Here is a 20,734-nt window from a genome sequence, read left to right as displayed (position 1 = left end):
CGTTACATGCCCGCAAGCGCGATACCCCCGACCGTGAGAACGCTAGGATGGATCAGCTTTTGGGCGGACGTGTCTTCCGAGCTGGCGTATCCTATTTTGCCACGTTTCATCGTGGGAACCCTCAAAGCGCCGAGTTGGACCCTCGGTCTGATCGAGGGACTTGCCGGTTTGGTGATTGCGGTTCTTCGGCTTTGGTCAGGCATTCGAAGCGACCGCTTGGGACGCCGAACCCCGTACATCCGGTGGGGTTACGGCATTAGTGTAGTAGCTAAGCCACTGGTCGGATTGGCGGCATCGTGGCCGTTTGTGCTCGTGTGTCGCCTTGCCGACCGAGTCGGAAAGGGCATTCGAACGTCGTCTCGCGACGCGCTGATCGCCGACTCGGTCGAACCCGCGCAGTCGGGACGGGCGTTCGGATTTCATCGCATGATGGATACCGCGGGGGCCTTTTGCGGCGTGTCGATCGGAGCCGCGATTGTTTGGCGGTTCCCGGACGCGTTACGAACGATTCTCCTGCTAACCGCCTTTCCGGGCCTGATCGCGGTGGCCATCACCTTCTTGGTTCGCGACGCTGATCATCACAAAGCGGTGTCGCCAACCTCGGCACTCAAATTTGACCTTCATCTCCCAAAACGGATATGGATCCTGCTAGGTGTCCTCGCCCTTTTCGGGCTGGCCAACAGTAGCGACACCTACTTACTTTTGTACGCAGGGGCCAACGGGGCGGCTCCCTATCAGGTCACGCTCCTTTACGCCTTGTTCAATTTGGCGTACGCCATCAGTTCATCCCCCTTGGGGTCCATTTCGGACAAAATCGGCTCGGGTCGAGTTCTGCTGGTGGGATGGGCATTGTTCGGGGTCTGCTACATGCTTTTGTCGCGTTCGTTTGGTTGGGGAATGGTGCCAGTATTCGCACTCTACGGAGTTGCGGTTGCCGCTACCGACGGCGTCTCGAAGGCGTTTTTGGTTCAACAGGGCGTCGAGATTCCGAAGGGGACGCTCATTGGCGCTCACTACTTCATCGTGGGATTGGTGACGCTCGTTGGTAACCTGCTGGCCGGTGCAATTTGGGCGAAAGTCTCGCCCGAAGCGATGCTGGTCTTCGGCGGCGGCCTGGCCCTCGTGAGCGGAGTGGGGCTTAGCCTTTACCTGACGGCAAAGGCTAAGGCTTAGGCGCCGTAGGGCACCCAGACGTTCTTGATCTGGGTTGCTCGGCGCAAAAACTCTCGCGACGGCGTCGCGTTCCAGTTCAACGACTTTCCAAGTTGGCACCAAGTCTGTTTGAGGTTCCCAGCCGATGATCGCTGAGCCATTTCGCCGCCTTCCTTCGATCCGAAATGCCAGATGGCCTGGATTCCGTCGTGGTCGGCCAACGTCTTTTCCAATTCCTCCGGCGTGCCCGTGATGATGTTCCAGACTCCGGCGGGAAAGTCGCTCGCTTCGATGATGCGATAGAGTTCCAGCGCGGGGAGCGGGTTGGCGTAGCTCGGGACTGAAATCACCGAGTTGCCCATCGCGATGAGCGGCAGGCAGCCGGAAAGAAAGCCGAGCAACGGGGAGTCGGCGGGAGCGACGACGGCAACCGGGCCAATCGCCTCCTTGCGAGTGTAGATCAGCGATCGCGACGGGGCTTGATGGGTTTCCGCCTCGAACTTGTCGGCCATAGCTGCGTAATGGAGAATCCGGTCCAGGCTCGCTTCGAATTCGGCGGTGGCGGCCTTGGGTGTGGCTCCCATCGTCGTTAGCGCTTCGACGATCTGGCTCTTGGCTGCTTCAAAATTCTCGGCGAAGTAATACAGAACCTGCGACCGATTGAAGGCGGTGGCGGCCGACCATGCCAGATACGCAACGTCAGCGGCTTCGACCGCATTGCGGATATCCTTGCGGTTGCCCCGTCCAATCTCGACCGGACCTTCGGTCGTTTGCAGGGTCAGCGAATAGCCCGAATCAGGTCGCGCTTGTTTGCCGCCAACGTAGAGCTTGTGCGTCTTGTCGATGCCGCTCGTTCGTTCTTGGGGCTTCACAGTTGGCATCGCAGTCGGTTTGACCGTCTCCAGCTTTGGCTTCAGATATTCAAAAAGACCTTCGCGACCACCTTCTCGACCATAACCGCTTTCGCGGTAGCCACCGAATCCGGCGCTGGCGTCGAACTGGTTGGTGCAGTTGATCCACACCGTTCCTGCCTTCACCTTAGCGGCGATATCGTGGGCGACATCGAGGTTTTGAGTCCAAACCGAGCTGGCCAGTCCGTACACCGTGTTGTTGGCTAAGGCGACGGCTTCGGCTGGCGTTCGGAACGTCATGGCGACCAGGACCGGGCCGAAGATTTCAACCTGAGCGACCGCGCTGGCGGGTTCAACATTCGTCAACAAGGTCGGTGGGTAGAACCATCCACCTGCCGGGAAGGCGCATTCGGGTTGATAGATCGTGGCTCCTTCCTGCACGCCTTCCTTGACCAAACTGTCTATGCGGTCAAGTTGGACCTTGTCGACAATAGCTCCAATATCGACAGCCTTGTCAAGCGGGTCACCGATGCGGAGCGTCTCCATTCGACGTCGAATCTTGCCGTACAGCTTTTCGGCAACGCCTTCTTGCACCAGAAGTCGCGAACCGGCGCAACAGACCTGCCCCTGATTGAACCAAATCGCATCGACCACGCCTTCGACGACCGAATCGAGATCGGCATCTTCGAATACGATGAAAGGCGATTTGCCGCCCAACTCAAGTGAGAGTTTCTTATCCGTTGCCGCCGTCGCACGTCGGATGATCTTGCCGACTTCAGTCGAGCCAGTAAAGGCGATCTTCTGAATTCCCGGATGCTCGACGATCGCCGCGCCTGCTTCTCCATCACCGGTCACGATGTTGACCACACCCTTCGGCAGTCCGACCGTCTCACATATTTCGGCAAAAAGAAGGGCCGTTAATGAAGTGAACTCGGCTGGTTTGAGGATGACAGCATTGCCCATCGCCAAGGCGGGCGCAATCTTCCACGACAACATCAGGAGCGGGAAGTTCCAAGGGATGATCTGTCCGCACACGCCGACCGGCTCGTAGTCGGGGAATTCGGTCTCCATCACCTTTGCCCAGCCCGCGTGGTAGTAGAAGTGTCGAGCGACGAGCGGGATATCGATGTCGCGGGTCTCGCGGATCGGTTTCCCATTGTCCAAAGATTCCAAAACCGCAAAAAGCCGGGAGTGTTTCTGCACCTGGCGTGCCAACGCGTACAAATACTTGGCTCTGGCAGTGGCCCCGATTTCCATCCAAGCCTTCTGTGCTTTCGCCGCCGCTTTTACCGCCGCGTCGATATCGGAAGCCGAAGCTTGTCCAATTTGGGCGATCTTTTGGCCAGAACTGGGCGAAAAAGTGTCGAAATGAGAATCGGCATTTCGCCATTTTCCGTCGATGAACAGACCGAACTTCCGTCCATGCGCCTCCAGCCACTCGTTGGCGAGGTTCGCCGCTTCCGGCGCGGGACCGTAGTCCATTGTTGCTAAGATTTCTGCGACTTTGCTCATGGGGTTATGCCATCGGGTGGCGGTTGAACGCCGAGTATCGACCGGTGATGAAGTGCTCGAGTTGGCGCTCGATATCGGAAAGTAGGGTGCTCGCGCCTAGTCGGAACAGGTTCGGTTGGAGCCATTCGTCGCCCAGTTCCTCTTTCATCAGAATCAGGAAGTCGAGAGCTTGCTTGGCGGTTCGAATACCTCCGGCCGGCTTGAAGCCGACTTTGTAGCCGGTGTCGGCGTGGTACTCGCGGATCATGCGGTCCATCACCAAGCCATAGGGAATCGTGGCGTTGACCGGCTCCTTGCCGGTCGATGTCTTGATGAAGTCGGCTCCGGCCATCATGCAGACCATGCTTGCCTTGGCAACGTTTGTCAGTGTTCCAAGTTCACCGGTCGCCAGAATCGCCTTCACGTGGGCTTCACCGCACGCCTCACGAAACATCTGCATCTCGTCGTAGAGCGCCTGCCAGTCGCCGCGCAACACGTGGGCGCGAGTGATGACGATGTCGATTTCATGAGCGCCAGCCGCCACGCTTGCCTGAATTTCGTGGATGCGCTCGCGCAACGGTGAAAGTCCAGCCGGGAAGCCGGTCGAAACGGCGGCAACGGGGATTCCGGTCCCGGAGAGGTTCTTGACGCACTCTTCAACGTATTGGTGGTACACACATACGGCTCCGGTGGTGATCCCCGACACGCCAAGGGCATCCAGAAGGTCCTGACGGACCGGTTGCCGAGCTTTGGCGCAAAGTCGATGCACATTGCCTGGCGTGTCGTCGCCACTCAGGGTCGTGAGGTCGATACAGCGAATGGCTTGCAGGAGCCAAGCCGCCTGCCAATCCTTCTTCACGGTTCGACGCCCGCCAAGGGTGGCGGCACGGCGCTCCACCGCGCTTCGGTTAACCGTCAATCCCTCGACATGGTCGAGGTTTAGCGGCGTTCCGGGGTTTCTTGGATGAGCCTTGATGGCGCGCTCCAAAGTTGACATAGTCCTTCTATTGTACGTTGTTCGCCGACATCCGAATTCGAGTTGGTTCATCCGGCGGCCCTCTCCTTGGTCGACTTGGCAAGATCCATTCGATTCAGTCGGAGGAGAGAGGGGACCGTCGAAACAACTGCAACGACCAGTACAGCAATGCAAGTCCACAAGTAGGTTGACGAGTGGATGGCAATCTTGAAGCTGAACAAGTCTTCCTGCTCGGGGCTCTGCGAAGCCCGCCAGAATGCCCCAACGAACCAGCGCCCAAATGGTAGCCCGATCGCCATGCCAAGCAGACTTACCGCCAAATTCTCAATCGTAATCAGCCAACTAATTTGGCTACGGCTCACCCCTATCGTCCGAAGGGTCGCCACTTCGGTCGAACGCTCGAGAACATTGATCGACACCATGTTGAAGATCACTGCAAATGCTAGGAAAACGCCAAAGATTTCCATGATCCAAACGAAGATGCGCATCGTCTTCATCATGTCGTGAACAAGAATGGAGATATCGGCGCGAGACAGAACCGACCCGGCGTCGGATAGATTCTCCAGTCGCTGCTTCACAACCTGTTGATAAGATGGGTCGCACACGAGTGCGATTCCAGTTATCGCATTGGGTGGCAGTTCTAGGTCGCGACGGAACATACGCTCCACCGAGTCTCTTCGGCAGTACATGACCGTGCCCATCGCTTCGTCGTTAAACCCAGCTACACGAATGGTTCGGTGAGAAGACTTTTCCGCAGTCAGTTGTTCCGGCAATGACAAGTCGACTTGGTCGCCCAACTCCAGGTTCAGCCTTTTTCGGAGGGTGGGACCGAAGATCGCCCCCTCAACCGGAACCGAAATTGCCTGTCCGTCAAAATCAACCAAACTGCGTAGCCGCTGGCCATCGGGAAGCCCGGACACCATAGCCGAGTAGGTCTTGGTTCCGTGACGAATCTCTAATGGAAGCTCAAGAGCCCCTTCGGCGTACCGAACTCCGGGCCAGCTTCGCACTCGCTCGACCACGTCGTTGGACTGATAACGGATGAAATCGACACGTAGGTCATAGTGGTAAGAACCCGAAACGATTTGGTCCATCGCCGTCTCGCTGGAATCAAGCAGTCCCTTGGCCGTCATCATCAGGGCCATCCCGGCAACAATCCCGAAGAGCGTTGAAAGCGTCCGCTTCGGCTGTCGAAAGACGTTTCGAAGCGGAATCCGCCACAGCAGGCGAACGGAAGGCAAGAGCCGATCGAGCATCAACGAGCTAGCTCCGAAAGTGGGTATCTCTGGACGCATTGCCTCAGCCGGTCGAATCCTCGCCGCAGCCAGTGACGGAAAGACTCCGGCCAATCCGCAAGTCACCACCCCGACGATGAGCCCTACACCAAGCACATCGTAACGAGGAATGATCTCCTTAAATGGAACCTGAAGCATCCTCATATACAAATGGGATATCCATTGGGCGAACCAGATTCCGGCGAGGTCTCCAAGGAGACTTGCTACGACGCCAAGGACCAAGGCGCCGCTGAGGTAATGCCATAGGACTTCCCAGCGGGAAAGACCCAGACTTCTCAGCAGACCAATCGCGGTTCGTTGCTGGCTCACCATCCGCATCATCAGCGTGTACACGGAAAGGAAGGCGACACCGAGGAAAAAGGCGGGGAAAAGGGTGGCGTAGGCTTGAAATCCCGATAGATCCTGCTGAAGCATTTGGTAGCCGGGTTGGTCTTTGTACGAAACCGGGTCCTCGGGCTTATAGATGTGCAGAGCTTCTTTGGTCCGCCTCATCGTTGCCTTTAGGTCGGCGTCCTTGGCGATGCGGACCTTGACTTCGTCCACTTCGCCAGACTTTTCGACGAGCGGCCCCAAGACGTCTTCGGAGACAAACATGACGCCAAAGGTGCTTGGCATCGCCATGAGTTCCTGCTTGCTCCGAACGACGTACAGATACTCCGGACTCTGAACAATTCCTGCCACCTGGAGCTTGACACGGCTAGCGCCACGAACCGCCACTACGAAGTCTCCGGGAACGAGCTTGTGGTATTTAGCAAAGGCGGCTTCAAGCAGAATCTCTCGGGCCGTTGCTTTGATGAGCTTTCGCCCTTCGACAAGTTTTAAGTCGTCGACCGCGGCTGGCCGTCCTACTGGAACAGAGATCAGCCGCCCGACGAGTTTCAGGTTCCCTCTGTTTGGTAGCTCCAAACCAACGTCCTCAACCAAACGGGCTTCGACCGCAGCAACGCCAGGAACCTTTTGAATCCTCTCGGCCACTCGACGCGGTGCGGCATTGAAAGACACCCCGAAGTCCTCGAATCGAAGCTGCCTATATGATCCGCTGTACGATGAATCGAGGTTTACGTAGGCCGAATAGGCGGCGTTGAAGAACGTAATCCCCAGCATGACGGTGACGGTAATGGCAATGTATTGCCAGCCCGAAGCGATCCAATCCCGAACGAGTTTACGGGTGAGGATGCTCATACCTACCATTCCAACTGATCCGGCGAAATGGGGTCAGGGTTTGTCTCGTCAGCAACAATTCGTCCGTTGCGGAGCCTTAGGATTCGGTCGGCAATTCTCGAAATCGTCGCGTTGTGCGTCACCATCATCACGGTCTGGCCATGGTCGTGGGTGATCTGGTGTAACAGGGCCAAAACCAAGCGCCCGGTTTCGGAGTCCAGTTCGCCTGTCGGTTCATCGCAAAGCAGCAGAGGGGCATTTTTCACCAGCGCCCTCGCAATGGCCGTGCGCTGCTGCTGTCCTCCGCTGAGTTCTGAAGGGAAGTGACTCGCGCGATCAGCGAGCCCAACGGCCTCGATAACCTCATCGACGTCGCGTGGATGGCGGCTCATCTCCGCCACCAGTTGAACATTCTCTCGAACTGTAAGCGTCGTCACCAGATTAAAGAACTGAAAGATGAAGCCGACGCGGTTGCGACGATAGTTTGTCAGTTCGACTTCTGTGTATAGGGTGATGTCCTCTCCCGCCACTTTCACCACGCCGGAAGTTGGAGAGTCCAGCCCGCCGATGATATTCATCATCGTGCTTTTGCCGCAACCGCTGGGACCGAGGATCACCACAAATTCTCCCGCGGCAACCGATAAGCTGGCATCAGAGAGGGCCGTCACCTGCACCTCCCCCATCGGATAGACCTTGGAGACGTGGTCGAGTTCGACGATCCTTTCGGGGCTACTTGCCATGCTCGCCGCTCTGGTGGACCTTGGCTCCTACGGTCACTTCGTCTTTGCCTTTCACCACAACCAAATCACCGACGGCCAGTCCTTTGACGATTTCGGATTCCGTCGCCGATGCGTAACCGACCTTGACCTTGCGCTTCGAGGCCGTTTGTCTCTCGATTCGCCAAACGTAGGCGTCGCCGTTTTCGTACAAAAGCGCATCGCTCGGCACAACGAGAACCTTTCTCAGAGTGGCGATACCTTCAACATCCAACTCCATCTCGGGACGGAACCGATCCCACCCGCCGTCGAGAGAAACTCTGACGCGGACGATACGCGTTCGAATCGCTGACCCCGGCTTGAGTTCGCCGGAGGCCATGATGGACTCGACTCGTCCGTCGAATTCTTGCGATGGATACGCCGCGGAAGTCACTTTCACCGGCATGCCGACCGAAACCTTGGCGATGTCTTCGGTATCGACCTCGGCTTCGATGTGGATGTCCTCGCGGGTCGATACGGTCGCGACGGCTTGCCCAGCCGCTGCCATCATGCCGGGTTCCAGGTTTCGGCGAGTAACGGTTCCGGTCGCCGGGGAATACAGAGTCAGCTTGCCCCGAGCAAGTCTTACCCGAGCTAGGTCGGCCTCCACTTGCCTCAATTGAGCGTTCGCCGCGTCAACAGCATCGTGCCGTATCGACACTTGTCCCGCCGACTGCACCACCGACTTTAGCTCGGCCTGCGCACTTTTTAGTCCTGCTTCGGCGATGTCAATGTCTTCACTTCGGGGCCCACGTTCCAACAGCATCAGACCATCCTTAACCTCGGCCAATTGCGATTGGCTTGCCTTCAAACGAGCTTCCGCGGAATCGAAGACGGCCTTGGCCACGGCACCTTGCTTATAAAGTATCGAAGCCCGATGATAGGCTTTTTCGGCGTCGTCAACGGCAACCTGAGCCGCTTCGACTCGATGCTTAGCTTGCGAGATTTCTTCCGGCAAAGCGCCGACTTTGGCTCGCCGTAGTCCTGTCTCTGCCTGATGGACTCGGGCCTGAGCAGACTCGATTGCCGCCTTGGATTCCCTGTCGGCGAGTTTCCACTCCGCTGTGGCTTGTCGAACCTGGGATTGTGCCGACGCCCGGGCCGCTTCAGCTTTGGCGATTTCTTCGTCGACATCCGATTTATCGAGTTCGGCGACGACCTCGCCTTTTCGAACTTGCTGCCCTTCAGACACCAAAATTCGTCCGACCCGAGCCGATACCTCGGGCACGACACTGTAGGTTTTCGCCCTCACGAAAGCTTCGGCAGTAAAGGAACCGGTTATCGGCTTTTCTTGTGCGGTCGCCGCCGAGACTTCTACCGAACGGTTGAGACCGTCAACGAGAAACCACCCTGCTATGCCGATCGACGCAATCATCGCCAGCCAAAGCCAATATTTCGGACGACGCTTTGGACTTATTCGCCCGGCATCCACCGTCCCGCCTTTTTTCGCAGAGTCTAATTCCACCATGAACAGCCCCTCACCTTCAGTATCCCTGAGGAAGAGGCTGTGCGCCCGTCGGTACTTTAGCCTACATCTGGCACTCTATCATCTTCTACCAAAGAGCCCACCGAGGACTCCTCTCACAAGCTGCCGACCAAGCTGGGAACTCATGGCGCGTGCGGCGGACTTCACCATCGCCTCGACGACCGTATCCGAGTGTCGAGCCGGAGCCTGGCGCTGTTGTCGTTGAGCCTCCTTCTGAGCCTCTTCTTCGGCCTGCGCTTGCTGGGCTTCCACCTGGATCTGCTGGGCTCTTGCCGTCAGCTTTTCGTACGCGCTCTCCCGATCGATCGCCTGCGAGTACTTCGGCGCCATCATCGAGGCCGAAAGACATCGTCCTCGCTCATCGGTCGAAATCGACCCCAATCGACTTAGCGGCGGCTTGATGAAGACGCGATCCACGATGGTCGGTGTGCCTTTCTCATCCAGAACACTGACGAGCGCTTCGCCGATTCCAAGCTGGGTGATAACCTCTTCCGTATCGAAGTCAGGATTCTTGCGGAAGGTTTCGGCGGCGGTCTTTACTGCCTTCTGATCGCGCGGCGTGAAGGCGCGCAAGGCGTGCTGAACGCGGTTACTGAGTTGGCTGAGGACAGAGTCCGGCACATCGAGTGGGTGCTGGGTGCAGAAGAAGATGCCAACGCCTTTTGAGCGGATCAGGCGAACCACCTGCTCGATCTTGGTGAGCAACTCCTTCGGTGCGTCCGTGAACAGCAGGTGGGCTTCGTCGAAGAAGAACACGAGCTTGGGTTTGTCCAAGTCGCCGGCCTCAGGCAGAACCTCGAACAGTTCGCTCAGCATCCACAGCAGGAACGTGGCGTATAGCTTCGGGCTCTGCATCAGTCGGTCGGCGGCCAAGATGTTCACCATGCCGCGCCCATCCGGTGTGAGCTGAATAAAGTCTTGAATGTTCAGCGCCGGCTCGCCGAAGAACTGCTCCCCGCCCTGTTCTTCCAGGACCAGCAACTGACGTTGGATCGCGCCCACCGAGGCAGGTGACACATTGCCGTATTGGTTGCGAACGGCGTCGGCATTTTCGCCCAGCCAGTTCAGCATCGACCGCAGATCCTTCAAATCGAGTAGGAGAAGACCCTGGTCGTCGGCGACTTTGAACGCAACGTTGAGAACACCTTCCTGTGTATCGTTGAGATCGAGCATGCGGCTCAGAAGGAGCGGCCCCATCTCAGAGACCGTGGCGCGAACCTGGGTTCCTTGCTCGCCGAACGCATCCCAGAACGTGACCGAGGAGGACTGGTAATGCAGGGGATCGATTTTGAGCATCTTGGCGCGCTCCTCGATCTTGGCGTTGCCGCCTCCGATCTGGCTGATTCCTGCCAAATCGCCCTTGACATCGGCCATGAAAACGGGCACGCCAATTTGTGCGAGCGATTCCGCTATGGTCTGAAGTGTCACCGTTTTTCCGGTGCCGGTAGCGCCCGCGATCAGCCCGTGGCGATTGCAGTACTTGGGAAGAATGACGGAGTCCTTTGCTCCGCGGCCGATAAAGATTGGGTCTGCCATCGTTCTTTACTTATTCAACTCTACCGCGTAAATCGACGCCCCTTCCCTCGCCAAGTTCCCTCTTGCACGCTCAGACGAAACTCAAACGAGACCTTTCTCCTATCCATTCTGCTGTCCATCAAAGGGTTGACAGAGAAAGCTCCGACTACTCGGCGAAGAAGAAATCCATGACAATCAATCAGGAGAATTCACGATGGTAGGAACCCTCGATCCCCAAGAAATGCGGGAATTGCTCGCGGACCATAGCTTTGCCCATCTCGGGTGCGAGCATGATGGACATCTGTACATTGTGCCGATCAGCTACGTCTTCGACGAGGATCGAATTTATGGACAAACGAAGGCAGGACGCAAAATCGACATGCTTCGCCAAAATCCCAGGGCCTGTGTGCAGGTCGAGGAGATCGCAAACATCGCCAACTGGAAGAGCGTGATCCTTTGGGGGCAGTTCCAAGAGCTGAAGGGACCGGAAAGGGTTCAGGCCATGACCAAGCTGATCGACCACCTCAGCCCCCAGATCGAGGAGCTTCAAGGTTCGAGAAGTCCACGCGATGTAACGCCTGGGCGCGCTGACGATCAGACGCAGATCGACATCGTCTACCAAATCAAGATTGACGAAATGACGGGACGGTTCGAACGCGAGCCCTAGCGTCCAAACGACGAATCGAGTTCGTAGTTGATACCGTGTACCGACTCTTCGTCGGCCACGACCTCACGGCAAACCACCATCACATCATCGGTGGCATTCGTCGTCGTAAGGGCAATATCCAGTTCGATATAGCGACCATCTTTGGTCAGCGCATAAATGGGCGGGTGGAAACCAAGCTCGCGCTTGCGAACACTGTTGAGGAATCCGTTGCGAAGGGCTGCATGCTTTGAGCGCAGATCGGGGTCAACCAGCATCTCCATCGTCTTATGCAGCAACTCCCGCGGACTGTAACCGAGGAGGATAAATGCCCGGTTATTGGCTTTGGTGATAACTCCCGTTCGTCCGTTAATGACTAGCACGGCTTCGGGCGAGATATCCATCAGAGCCCGAAGCCGAGCCTCGGCGGCACAGCTTTCCGCTTCGAGATCCATCCTTTCGACGCGCTCAAACATCGCGACGGTTCGGTAGTCGTCGGTAGTCTCCGGAATGGAGATTTGGACATGGGTTCGGATGGCTCGCCACTCCTTTTGGAGGATCGAATCACTGATCTTCAGACGAATCACAACATCGCGGGTCGTAAAGCCGGAATGCAGGAGTGCAAGTATCTTCCCTTGCCGATTGGTGAGACTGAGGGCCATGTCTGCTACCTAAAGTAAATATCACATCGGCCCATTTTGTCCAGAAAATAGAGGACAAAATGATCAAAAATGCAAAAACGGTGGGCTAGACAGCCCACCGTTCGGACAGAGAGAGAAGGAAAGTCTATCGAATGGCGATTCGCTGAGGTTCGCTATGGTCGCGTTTGGGCACCTTGATGGTTAAGATTCCATCACGATACTCAGCGTGAATCTGATCGGCCTTGATAGCGTCGTCCAGCCGGAAAGAGCGGTTGAAGGTTCCCATGCTTCGCTCTCGGCGAAGATAGGTTTCGTTCTGCTCTTCCTTTTCTTCGACGCGTTTCCCCGAGATGGTGAGGATTTCACCGTGGAGTTCCACGTTAATATCCTCCTTATTGACACCGGGCGCTTCGATCGTAAAGATGTAGTCCGTTTCGGTCTTCTTCACGTCGACGGCCGGGTGCCATCCCGCGAGAAAACTCGACTTTTCAAATAGGTCGTCGAAGAGGTTCCCGAATCGCTCGGTCGCCCAAATCGGAGATTGATTCAAAAGATTTGACATTGATTAGCCTCCATTTTCTGGGAAGGCGTCGGGTGCGTAAATACTCACCATTCCAACGACATCGCGATCAACCATGATTTCTACGTAGGAGCCGTCGGGCAACCAAAAGACCGTCTGACGGTCTCGATTGAGAAACCCACGGTAGAGCGCTTTGCCAGGAAGGCTTGTGGCCGCATCCTTTTCTCGACGCGAACTCACTTGTCGAATGGTTGGTTCGTCTTCACTCACGTTTCGCCTGCCTTATCGTGAATTCTGGTCCAGGAATCGCCACCTGCAAAGTCGGGCTTTCTCTGTACGACTTTTTTATGTCAAACTTTGGAACGACGAGCAACCAGCGTTTTTGATCTTGCACAGGTGCTCACGTTCGAAACCACAAAGGCAGGCCCGATTATCCATGGATCGCAAGGAACACCCCTCTCTATCCGAACGAGAAAGGCAACTAATTGATCTCGCGGCGCAGGGACTTATCGATACGGCCATCGCGAATAAACTCGGGATCAGCGAAGCCACCGTCAGCACATATTGGGGAAGGGTCAGAGTCAAAATCGGCCCTTACAGTCGCACGGAAATCGTCGCGATCGTGATGAAGGAAGAGAGCGAAAAGGCGATGGCCGCCTTGAAGGAAGAAAACGAGAAGCTCTCCGAAAGGCTTCGTATCGACGCTGGCGACTATCACAACGAGTCGAATTTCTATCGAGACCTACTCGAAGTCGCCGCCGATGCCATGTTTATCGTCAACTCTAATGGAATCATCGAAAACCTCAATGATTCGGCCGCGGCCCTGTTTGGATATGAACGAAACGACCTCCTGGGTCAACCGATCAAGACGCTTATTCCTGAGCGTTACCGCATGATCCACGATTCTCATCGAGAGGCGTACCTTTCCCAACCGGGAAAGAAGAAGATGGGCGAGCACTTGGCGACGATGGCGCTTCACCGCTCGGGCAAAGAATTCTCGGTTGCGGCCACGCTCTCGTCGTTACCGACCGAGTCCGACGTCGCGATCCTCTGCATCGTCCGGGCCGTAAGCCTTCTTTAAGGCTGTCGTCCTTTTGTATTACGTGAAAAGTACGACTTGTCGCTAATCGCGCCCCGCTCCACACTGAGGGCATGTCACACGAACGAAAAAAGGCGGGACAACGCAAGGACAAAAAGAACGAGCGTATGCACGATTTTGTCGCGTTCCGGAAGAAGATGTTTCGCGGTAAGCCGCACCACTCAGATCAATCAGACATTCAGCGGTTCAAGCCCGGCGGGGCTGACGATGACAGCCGCCGAAGCAACCCGGACCAACCGATGTGATCGCCATGCCCAACCGCTTTGTCAAAGATATCGCCGACATCGCCCTTACCGACATTGCCAAGGTCGGCGGCAAGAACGCCTCACTCGGCGAACTCTGTAAGAATCTGAGTCAGTTCGGGGTCAAAACGGTTTGCGGATTCGTCCTCACTACGGATTCCTATGATGAGCTATTGAATCGGGGCAATCTGCGATTCAAATTGGCGAAGATCCTGGAGAAGATCAACTTTGCCGACGTCGAAAGCCTCGCTTTTTGGAGCGAGCGTGCACGAGAGGCGGTCCTGAAAACGCCGCTGCCACCTACGGTTCGCTTTGCCGCCGAAGCGGCTTACGAGCAGTTTTGCAGCCACCAAAAGGCGGAAGTCGAAGTAGCCGTTCGGTCCTCGGCGACAGCCGAAGACCTTGCCGGCATGTCGTTCGCCGGCCAACATAGCACTTTTCTCAACGTGAAAGGGAAAGACGCACTGCTCAGAGCCATCCACGAATGCTTCGCTTCGTTATTCACCGATCGAGCCATCGATTATCGATCTCGAAATGGAATCGACCACCTCAAGGTCTCGCTTTCGGTGGGCGTTCAGCCGATGGTTCGGTCCGATCTCGGGTGCTCAGGCGTGATGTTCACCCTCGATCCCGAAAGCGGCTTCCGAAATGCCGTCGTCATCGAGGGCTCGTATGGCCTAGGCGAGATGATCGTTCAAGGGAATGTCAATCCCGATAGCTGGACCGTCTTCAAACCCACTCTCACACCGCTGACGAGGCCGATTGTCTCCCGCCGCCTAGGCTCCAAGGAGGCGAAACTAGTCTTTAACAGTTCTCGCGACGGAATTCGTCAGGTTGCGGTTCCGAAAGAAGACCGATCTGCGTTTTGTCTCAGCGATCAAGAAGTCGTGACGTTGGCGACCTGGGGGGCACTCATTGAACAGTACTACTCTAAGCTGTATGGGCACCCTCAGCCGATGGATATCGAATGGGCGAAGGACGGCATCGACGGCAAGCTGTACATCCTCCAAGCTCGACCTGAAACTGTTCACTCGGTAGTCCAACAACCCAAATTAAGTCTGTACCACATTGGGAAGCGCCGATCGCGCCCGCTCTTGTCGGGTCAAGCGGTCGGTAACCGCATTGATGGCGGCATGGTTCGGGTGATCCAAAGCCCAGCCGACCTCGCCAAGGTCCAGCCACGGGATGTTCTCGTCGCGGCCTCGACCGACCCAGACTGGGAGCCGGTGATGAAGCAAGTCTCCGCTATCGTTACGGATCAAGGGGGGCGCACGTCTCACGCCGCCATCGTCTCCCGAGAAATCGGCATCCCGTGCGTCGTGGGTACCGGCAACGCTACCAAACTCCTCAAGGACATCGACCGAGTCACCGTGTCGTGCGCGGAAGGCTCCGTAGGGTACGTGTACGAAGGCGCGGTTCAGTTCTCCATCGATGAAGTACCGGCTGGTGCAATGCCCAAACTCCACACTAAGATCATGATGAACGTGGGGGAACCGGACAAGGCTTTCTCTCTTTCGTCGCTGCCAAACGACGGCGTGGGGCTAGCTCGCATGGAGTTCATCGTCGCCAATTCAATTGGCATCCATCCGATGGCTCTGGTGAAGTATCCCAACTTGAAGGATCAATCAGCGATCCGAGACATTTCGCGTCGCCTGAATGGGCAGAATCCCCGCGACTTCTTCATCGAGCGACTAAGCGAAGGCATCGGTACGATTGCCGCGGCCTTCTATCCCAAACCCGTTATCGTCCGTACGAGCGACTTCAAAACCAACGAATACGCCAAGCTTGTCGGCGGTTCGGAGTTCGAGCCAAAGGAAGAAAACCCGATGCTGGGATTCCGGGGCGCAAGCCGATATTACGACCCTCGCTATGCCGACGGGTTCGAGTTGGAGTGCCAAGCCCTAAAGCGTGTTCGGGAAGAATTCGGCCTCACGAATCTCAAGGTCATGATCCCATTCTGCCGGACGACTCACGAAGCGGAACTCGTCGTCGCGACGATGGAGGCTCACGGCCTTCATCAGGGTCAAAGCGACTTGGAAGTCTACGGCATGTGTGAGATTCCTTCGAACGTGCTGGACGCCGACCGATTTCTGAAGATCTTCGACGGATACTCGATCGGCTCAAACGATCTCACTCAGCTCATCCTCGGCCTCGATCGTGACTCGACGTCCGTCGCCCACTTGTTCGATGAACGCGATCCCGCCGTGAAGCGAATGATCGCCGAAGCGATTTCGGCGGCTCATCGCAACGGCCGACCGATCGGAATCTGTGGTCAAGCCCCATCGGATTTCCCTGACTTTGCCGCGTGGCTTGTCGAGTTAGGAATCGACTCGATTTCACTCAATCCTGACTCGATCCTGGCAACGATTCCTGTCATCGCCAGGGCCGAGCGTGCCCTTTCGCGCCAACTCGCGTAGAACCAAACAAAAAGGAGAACATCAATGATCGAAAATGGAAGAGTCCGGGGAGAGGTAGCCGTCGTCACGGGTGCCGCCCTCGGCATCGGGCATGCGTGCGCGAAGCTTTTGGCCGCCCACGGCGCAGCAGTAGCTGTCACCGACGTACTCGACACCGACGGGCGACACTTAGTCGAAGAAATCATCCGCCTTGGCGGGAGTGCCCAATACTGGCACCTCAACGTGGCCGACGAGGCCAACGTCAAAGCCACGATGGAAGAGATTGCCGCTCACTTCGGCAAGATTTCTATTCTCGTCAACAACGCCGGTATCTCCGGTGTCAATAAGCCGACTCACGAGGTCTCCTCCGAAGAATGGGATCATCTGATGGACATCAATGTGAACGGCGTCTTCTACTGCACCAAACACGCTCTCCCGTTCATGATGAAGAACGGCAAGGGAAGCATCATCAACCTTTCGTCCATCTACGGCCTTGTCAGCGCCCCTGATGTTCCACCCTATCACGCGTCCAAGGGCGCGGTGCGAATGATGAGCAAGACCGATGCCCTTATCTATGCGTCGAAAGGTATTCGCGTCAATTCGGTCCACCCTGGATTCATTTGGACGCCGATGGTCGAGAACTACGTCAAATCGATGGGAGACGTCGCCGAGGGACGGAAGATGGTGGATGCCCTGCACCCTCTTGGCCATGTTGGAGAGCCCGACGATATCGCGTACGGCGTCCTTTACTTGGCATCGGATGAATCCAAATTCGTGACCGGCACCGAACTCGTAATCGACGGAGGCTATACGGCCCGCTAGTTTTTCTTCCTTAGTGTATATGGGGCTAACGGACGGCATTATGCCGTCCGTTTCCATTTGCGCCCGTCGTCCTTTCCTTGGACACGAAAGGTCTGGCTGGTTCGAAACGTCTCCCCGACGTACCCTGATGACATGGCAAACATCCTCTTTGTTTACGGCACAACTGAAGGTCATACACGGACCATCGCTCAACGGATGGGTGGTTACATTCGGTCGCAAGACCACGTCGTCGACGTGGTGGATAGCGCAGACGTTCGAGAAAACCTAGACCTGACTAAGTACGACGCTTTTGTTCTTGCGGGTTCGCTTCACCAGGGTTTTCACCAACGGCCGCTGGCTCATTTCATCAAGCATCACCTCGATCAGCTTACCAAGAAGCCGTCGGTCTTCCTCTCCGTGAGCCTCACTGCCGTCCATAAGGACCGTGAGCATCAGGAAGAAGTGCAAAAGTGCATCAAGCGGTTCCTCGCAGAAACCGGATGGGAGCCGACCAAGACGCGGCCAGTTGAGGGTGCGCTGAAGTACATCGAATACGATTGGTTCAAGCGGATGATCATGAAGTCCATCGCTAAGAAGGAAGGCGGCGATACCGACACGTCGCATGACCATGAATACACCGACTGGGAAGGGCTCGAAGTCTTTCTTGAGGGGTTCCTTCAGGAATCTTTTAACCTCGCAAAGGCTACAACGTAATCCATGTTCCGGCTCTTGGTCAGCATCGTAGGGATTCTGTTGGCGATGCCGATTCTGGCGCTCATAATGAGGCCCTTCTTCCTCTTTCGAGGGCTTACGCCCGACGACAAAAGGAGGAAGTGGCCCGGCGATGACGAAGTGCCCGGTGCCATGCCAAGCGGCTCCCGGGCGATTACCATTCGGGTACCTGCCGAGCAACTTTGGCCCTGGATCACTCAAATTGGGCAGGATCGAGCCGGGTTCTACAGCTATCGATGGTTGGAAAACTTGGTTGGCGCTCGGATGCCTAAAGTCGAATCATTGCGGCCAGAGTGGAAGAATCGCGAAGCCGGTCAGAAGCTCTTAATGGCGCCAACCGAGCGATTTGGTCCCATCGCCGCTATGGAAATCGTCGAGGTACGCCCGTGGCATCACATGGTAGCCAAGAATTCGGAAGGCACATGGGCGTTTATCGTCGAGCAAGTTGATTTGAAGACTTGCCGATTCATCGCGCGGGGGACTTGGCGCCCATCTCTCAGTTGGCTCGCTCGTTTCTTTCACGCCACCGTATTTGACCCCATTCACTACATCATGGTATGGAAGATGCTACGCGAAGTGAAACGTCTGGCTGAACGTCGCTTTAATAGTTGAACAGCTCGTGGGCTTCTCGTGCCAGCCGTTCGCGATGGTCCGGGTGTGCAATTCCGATCAATGCCTCGGCGCGCTGTCGGAGGTTTTTGCCATGGAGATTGACGGCACCGAACTCGGTGACGACGTAATGCACGTGCGCCCGCGTCGTCACCACACCTGCGCCGGGCTTCAGGGTCGAAACGATGCGAGAGACACCCTTCTTGGTCGTTGATGGCAAAGCGATGATCGGCTTTCCGCCCTCGGATTGCGCCGCGCCACGCATAAAATCCATCTGCCCACCGACGCCGGAATACAGCTTTGTTCCAATCGAGTCGGCACAGACCTGGCCGGTGATGTCTACCTCGATCGCGCTGTTAATGGCGGCAACCTTGGGGTTTCGGCGGATGACCGCAGAATCGTTTGTATAGGCGATATCGAGCATCGCTACGAGCGGGTTATCGTCGATGAAGTCGTAGATTCGCTTCGAGCCCAACACGAAACCAGCGACGATTTTGCCGGGATGAATGCGTTTTCGGCTCCCGTTCACCACCCCGCTTTCGACTAAGTCGATCAATCCGTCGGAAAACATCTCGGTATGCACACCGAGGTCCTTATGGTGCGTCAGGCTTGCTAGTACCGCATTAGGAATCGAGCCGATGCCCATTTGAAGCGTCGCTCCATCTTCGACCAGTTCGGCACAATGCCGCCCGATTTCGAGCTCGATGGCCGTCGGCTCGGGCGGGTGAATCTCGGGCAGAGGCTCGTCGTACTCCACAAAGGCGTGCAGGTTGTCGATGTGAATGAGCCCGTCGCCATGGGTCCGGGGCATGTGCTTGTTCACTTGGGCGATCACGTGCTTGGCGCAGAGCACAGCACTCCTAGTGGCGTCAACGGAGACGCCTAGCGAGCAGAAACCGTGACGATCTGGAGGTGAAACTTGAATGAGGGCAACATCGATTGGTAAAACGCCCTGCTGGAAAAGGGCTGGAACTTCGCTCAGGAAAACCGGAATGTAGTCCGCCCGGCCTTCCTGTACGGCCTTGCGTGTATTGGCGGCGATGAAAAGTGCATTGACGCGAAAACTGTCTTGGTACTGCGGCTCCGCATATGGCGCACTCCCTTCGGTATGCAGGTGGACGATTTCGACGCCCCGCAACTCGTTGGCTCGTTCGACCATCGCCTGAATCAATGCCCGTGGGGCCGCCGCGATACTGTGAATGTAAACCCGATTCCCAGAAGAGATGGCTTGGACGGCCTCGGCCGCGGTGCAGGAATTCATCGAGTTAAAGAATATCATCGGCCCCAGCCTGTACGCTGGGGTCCTTTTCTTCGACTAAGGGCCACCCCACTCGGGTCGAGGCGGCCCTGCCTGGGCTAGCCCGGCTGAATCCACATGTAAGTGCAGATGTCATGGGCCAGCGGCGACGTGTTGGGATACTGGTGCCCCTCAGCCCAAAGTTCAACCCGTACCGAATGACCGGACCAAACCGGATAGTTTCGAGAGTAGGTCGTCGAAGAGCCGTAGGCCTGGAATGTTTCCACATATTGGGGCACGGTGTAGCTAAGGGCATAGTCCCACACTTTGATTTTCCAAAGCGTGCGACCAAGGTAGGGGGACTCGTAACCCGTCCACGTCACGTTGACGTAGCCGGTGTTGCTGGTGACGCTGCCTCCAGAAACGAAGGCGTCGCTATTCCAATAGCCGATGACGTTCCAAGCCGACGCGTACGCCGCAGAGCCAAGGATTGCCAAAGCAAGGAGAGTCTTTTTCATTAGTTTCCTTCCAAAGCCGCCGACCATTCGATCCGGCGGTACTCCAGCCTACGACAACTTGGTTATCTAATTATTAATCACATTTTTAATAAATCGTTTCTAATACTTTGATAACAGGATTCGGTCTAGCGCCGACGGTTTCCCAACAAGCCCCTGGGGCGAAGGGCTTATCCGGCCTGATAGTAGACCGTCGGTTGAAGAGCGGCTGCGGAAAAGTACGTGATGACGCTATGCGACAGCGGCCAGCTTTGAGGCATCTGGTTTCCAGCCGCATACAGTTCGACGCGCACCGTGTGTCCAAACGGCACCTGATAGTTATGGGAGTAGTATCGGGGGCGTGGCGAATTATAGAACCACTCGTTGACAACCGGCGTTCGGGCACTAACCTGCGGATCCCAAATCACGACTCGCCACGCCGTTTTAGCCTGATAGGGCGTCTCATAGCCCTGCCATTCGACATTGACCACACCCGTCGTGCTAACCACGTTCAGACCGGTCACAAAGGCGTCGCCATAATATGTTCCCACGAAGCCAGCCGCATTGGAAAATGCCGCAACCGACATCAAACCCAAACCTAAGATCAATCGTTTCATAGTCGTCTCCAACTCTTTCCA

The 20,734-nt window shown here is 56.4% G+C and carries 20 protein-coding genes; 8 read left to right on the top strand and 12 right to left on the bottom strand.

Annotated elements, in window-relative coordinates; translation table 11 throughout:
- The first annotated feature begins 6 nt into the window (after window positions 1–6).
- The gene (locus GC165_17805; protein ID MBI1334726.1) at window positions 7–1,173 is read left to right on the top strand and encodes an MFS transporter; all 1,167 of its coding nucleotides are present in this window, start codon (window positions 7–9) and stop codon (window positions 1,171–1,173) included.
- Here the strand turns inward: GC165_17805 and GC165_17800 are convergent.
- The 6 genes from GC165_17800 to GC165_17775 form a co-directional block, all read right to left on the bottom strand.
- Window positions 1,170–3,485: an aldehyde dehydrogenase family protein gene (locus GC165_17800; GenBank protein ID MBI1334725.1), complete on the bottom strand. Its 2,316-nt coding sequence runs from the start codon at window positions 3,483–3,485 to the stop codon at window positions 1,170–1,172. The genes GC165_17805 and GC165_17800 overlap by 4 nt on opposite strands.
- Window positions 3,486–3,519: 34 nt before the next feature.
- Window positions 3,520–4,491, bottom strand: a complete 972-nt coding sequence (gene deoC / locus GC165_17795) for a deoxyribose-phosphate aldolase (GenBank protein ID MBI1334724.1) — start codon at window positions 4,489–4,491, stop codon at window positions 3,520–3,522.
- 47 nt (window positions 4,492–4,538) lie between these two features.
- Window positions 4,539–6,956: an FtsX-like permease family protein gene (locus tag GC165_17790; protein ID MBI1334723.1), complete on the bottom strand. Its 2,418-nt coding sequence runs from the start codon at window positions 6,954–6,956 to the stop codon at window positions 4,539–4,541.
- Entirely contained in the window at window positions 6,950–7,666 is a 717-nt protein-coding gene (locus tag GC165_17785; GenBank protein ID MBI1334722.1) for an ATP-binding cassette domain-containing protein, read from the bottom strand. Before GC165_17785 ends, GC165_17790 begins: the two co-directional genes overlap by 7 nt.
- On the bottom strand, window positions 7,656–9,149 hold the full coding sequence (locus tag GC165_17780; protein MBI1334721.1) for an efflux RND transporter periplasmic adaptor subunit: 1,494 nt from the start codon (window positions 9,147–9,149) through the stop codon (window positions 7,656–7,658). Before GC165_17780 ends, GC165_17785 begins: the two co-directional genes overlap by 11 nt.
- 78 nt (window positions 9,150–9,227) lie before the next feature.
- Complete coding sequence (locus tag GC165_17775; protein MBI1334720.1) at window positions 9,228–10,703, bottom strand: DUF853 family protein; 1,476 nt, start codon at window positions 10,701–10,703, stop codon at window positions 9,228–9,230.
- Between the two features lie 193 nt (window positions 10,704–10,896).
- On the opposite strand from GC165_17775, the gene GC165_17770 reads away from it, so the two are divergent.
- The gene (locus GC165_17770) at window positions 10,897–11,349 is read left to right on the top strand and encodes a pyridoxamine 5'-phosphate oxidase family protein (protein MBI1334719.1); all 453 of its coding nucleotides are present in this window, start codon (window positions 10,897–10,899) and stop codon (window positions 11,347–11,349) included.
- Here the strand turns inward: GC165_17770 and GC165_17765 are convergent.
- From GC165_17765 to GC165_17755, 3 genes are all read right to left on the bottom strand, one after another.
- Window positions 11,346–11,987: a PAS domain S-box protein gene (locus GC165_17765; GenBank protein ID MBI1334718.1), complete on the bottom strand. Its 642-nt coding sequence runs from the start codon at window positions 11,985–11,987 to the stop codon at window positions 11,346–11,348. The genes GC165_17770 and GC165_17765 overlap by 4 nt on opposite strands.
- A gap of 124 nt (window positions 11,988–12,111) precedes the next feature.
- On the bottom strand, window positions 12,112–12,528 hold the full coding sequence (locus tag GC165_17760; protein ID MBI1334717.1) for an Hsp20 family protein: 417 nt from the start codon (window positions 12,526–12,528) through the stop codon (window positions 12,112–12,114).
- A gap of 3 nt (window positions 12,529–12,531) precedes the next feature.
- Window positions 12,532–12,726, bottom strand: a complete 195-nt coding sequence (locus GC165_17755) for a hypothetical protein (protein MBI1334716.1) — start codon at window positions 12,724–12,726, stop codon at window positions 12,532–12,534.
- 7 nt (window positions 12,727–12,733) lie between these two features.
- Between GC165_17755 and GC165_17750 the strand changes: the two genes are divergently transcribed.
- The 6 genes from GC165_17750 to GC165_17725 all read left to right on the top strand — a co-directional run bounded on the left by GC165_17750 (window position 12,734) and on the right by GC165_17725 (window position 18,368).
- Entirely contained in the window at window positions 12,734–13,567 is an 834-nt protein-coding gene (locus GC165_17750) for a PAS domain S-box protein (GenBank protein MBI1334715.1), read from the top strand.
- A 71-nt stretch (window positions 13,568–13,638) separates the two neighbouring features.
- On the top strand, window positions 13,639–13,830 hold the full coding sequence (locus tag GC165_17745) for a hypothetical protein (GenBank protein ID MBI1334714.1): 192 nt from the start codon (window positions 13,639–13,641) through the stop codon (window positions 13,828–13,830).
- Window positions 13,831–13,835: 5 nt separating this feature from the next.
- The gene (gene ppsA / locus GC165_17740) at window positions 13,836–16,244 is read left to right on the top strand and encodes a phosphoenolpyruvate synthase (GenBank protein ID MBI1334713.1); all 2,409 of its coding nucleotides are present in this window, start codon (window positions 13,836–13,838) and stop codon (window positions 16,242–16,244) included.
- A gap of 24 nt (window positions 16,245–16,268) precedes the next feature.
- Window positions 16,269–17,045, top strand: a complete 777-nt coding sequence (locus GC165_17735; GenBank protein ID MBI1334712.1) for a glucose 1-dehydrogenase — start codon at window positions 16,269–16,271, stop codon at window positions 17,043–17,045.
- A 132-nt stretch (window positions 17,046–17,177) separates the two neighbouring features.
- Window positions 17,178–17,738, top strand: a complete 561-nt coding sequence (locus tag GC165_17730; GenBank protein MBI1334711.1) for a protoporphyrinogen oxidase — start codon at window positions 17,178–17,180, stop codon at window positions 17,736–17,738.
- Between the two features lie 3 nt (window positions 17,739–17,741).
- Entirely contained in the window at window positions 17,742–18,368 is a 627-nt protein-coding gene (locus tag GC165_17725; protein ID MBI1334710.1) for a hypothetical protein, read from the top strand.
- On the opposite strand, the gene GC165_17720 is transcribed toward GC165_17725, so the two are convergent.
- The 3 genes from GC165_17720 to GC165_17710 all read right to left on the bottom strand — a co-directional run bounded on the left by GC165_17720 (window position 18,358) and on the right by GC165_17710 (window position 20,713).
- Window positions 18,358–19,626, bottom strand: coding sequence for a 4-hydroxybutyrate CoA-transferase (locus GC165_17720; protein ID MBI1334709.1), 1,269 nt, complete (start codon window positions 19,624–19,626; stop codon window positions 18,358–18,360). The genes GC165_17725 and GC165_17720 overlap by 11 nt on opposite strands.
- Window positions 19,627–19,721: 95 nt before the next feature.
- A complete protein-coding gene (locus GC165_17715) occupies window positions 19,722–20,120 on the bottom strand; it encodes a hypothetical protein (protein MBI1334708.1) in 399 nt (132 codons plus the stop codon).
- 167 nt (window positions 20,121–20,287) lie between these two features.
- Window positions 20,288–20,713, bottom strand: coding sequence for a hypothetical protein (locus tag GC165_17710; protein ID MBI1334707.1), 426 nt, complete (start codon window positions 20,711–20,713; stop codon window positions 20,288–20,290).
- Between the last annotated feature and the right edge of the window lie 21 nt (window positions 20,714–20,734).

Source organism: Armatimonadota bacterium (assembly GCA_016125185.1).
Lineage (GTDB): Bacteria > Armatimonadota > Fimbriimonadia > Fimbriimonadales > Fimbriimonadaceae > Fimbriimonas.
The sequence above is the reverse complement of the archived record's forward strand: the minus strand, read 5'-3'. Positions and strand labels throughout refer to the sequence as shown.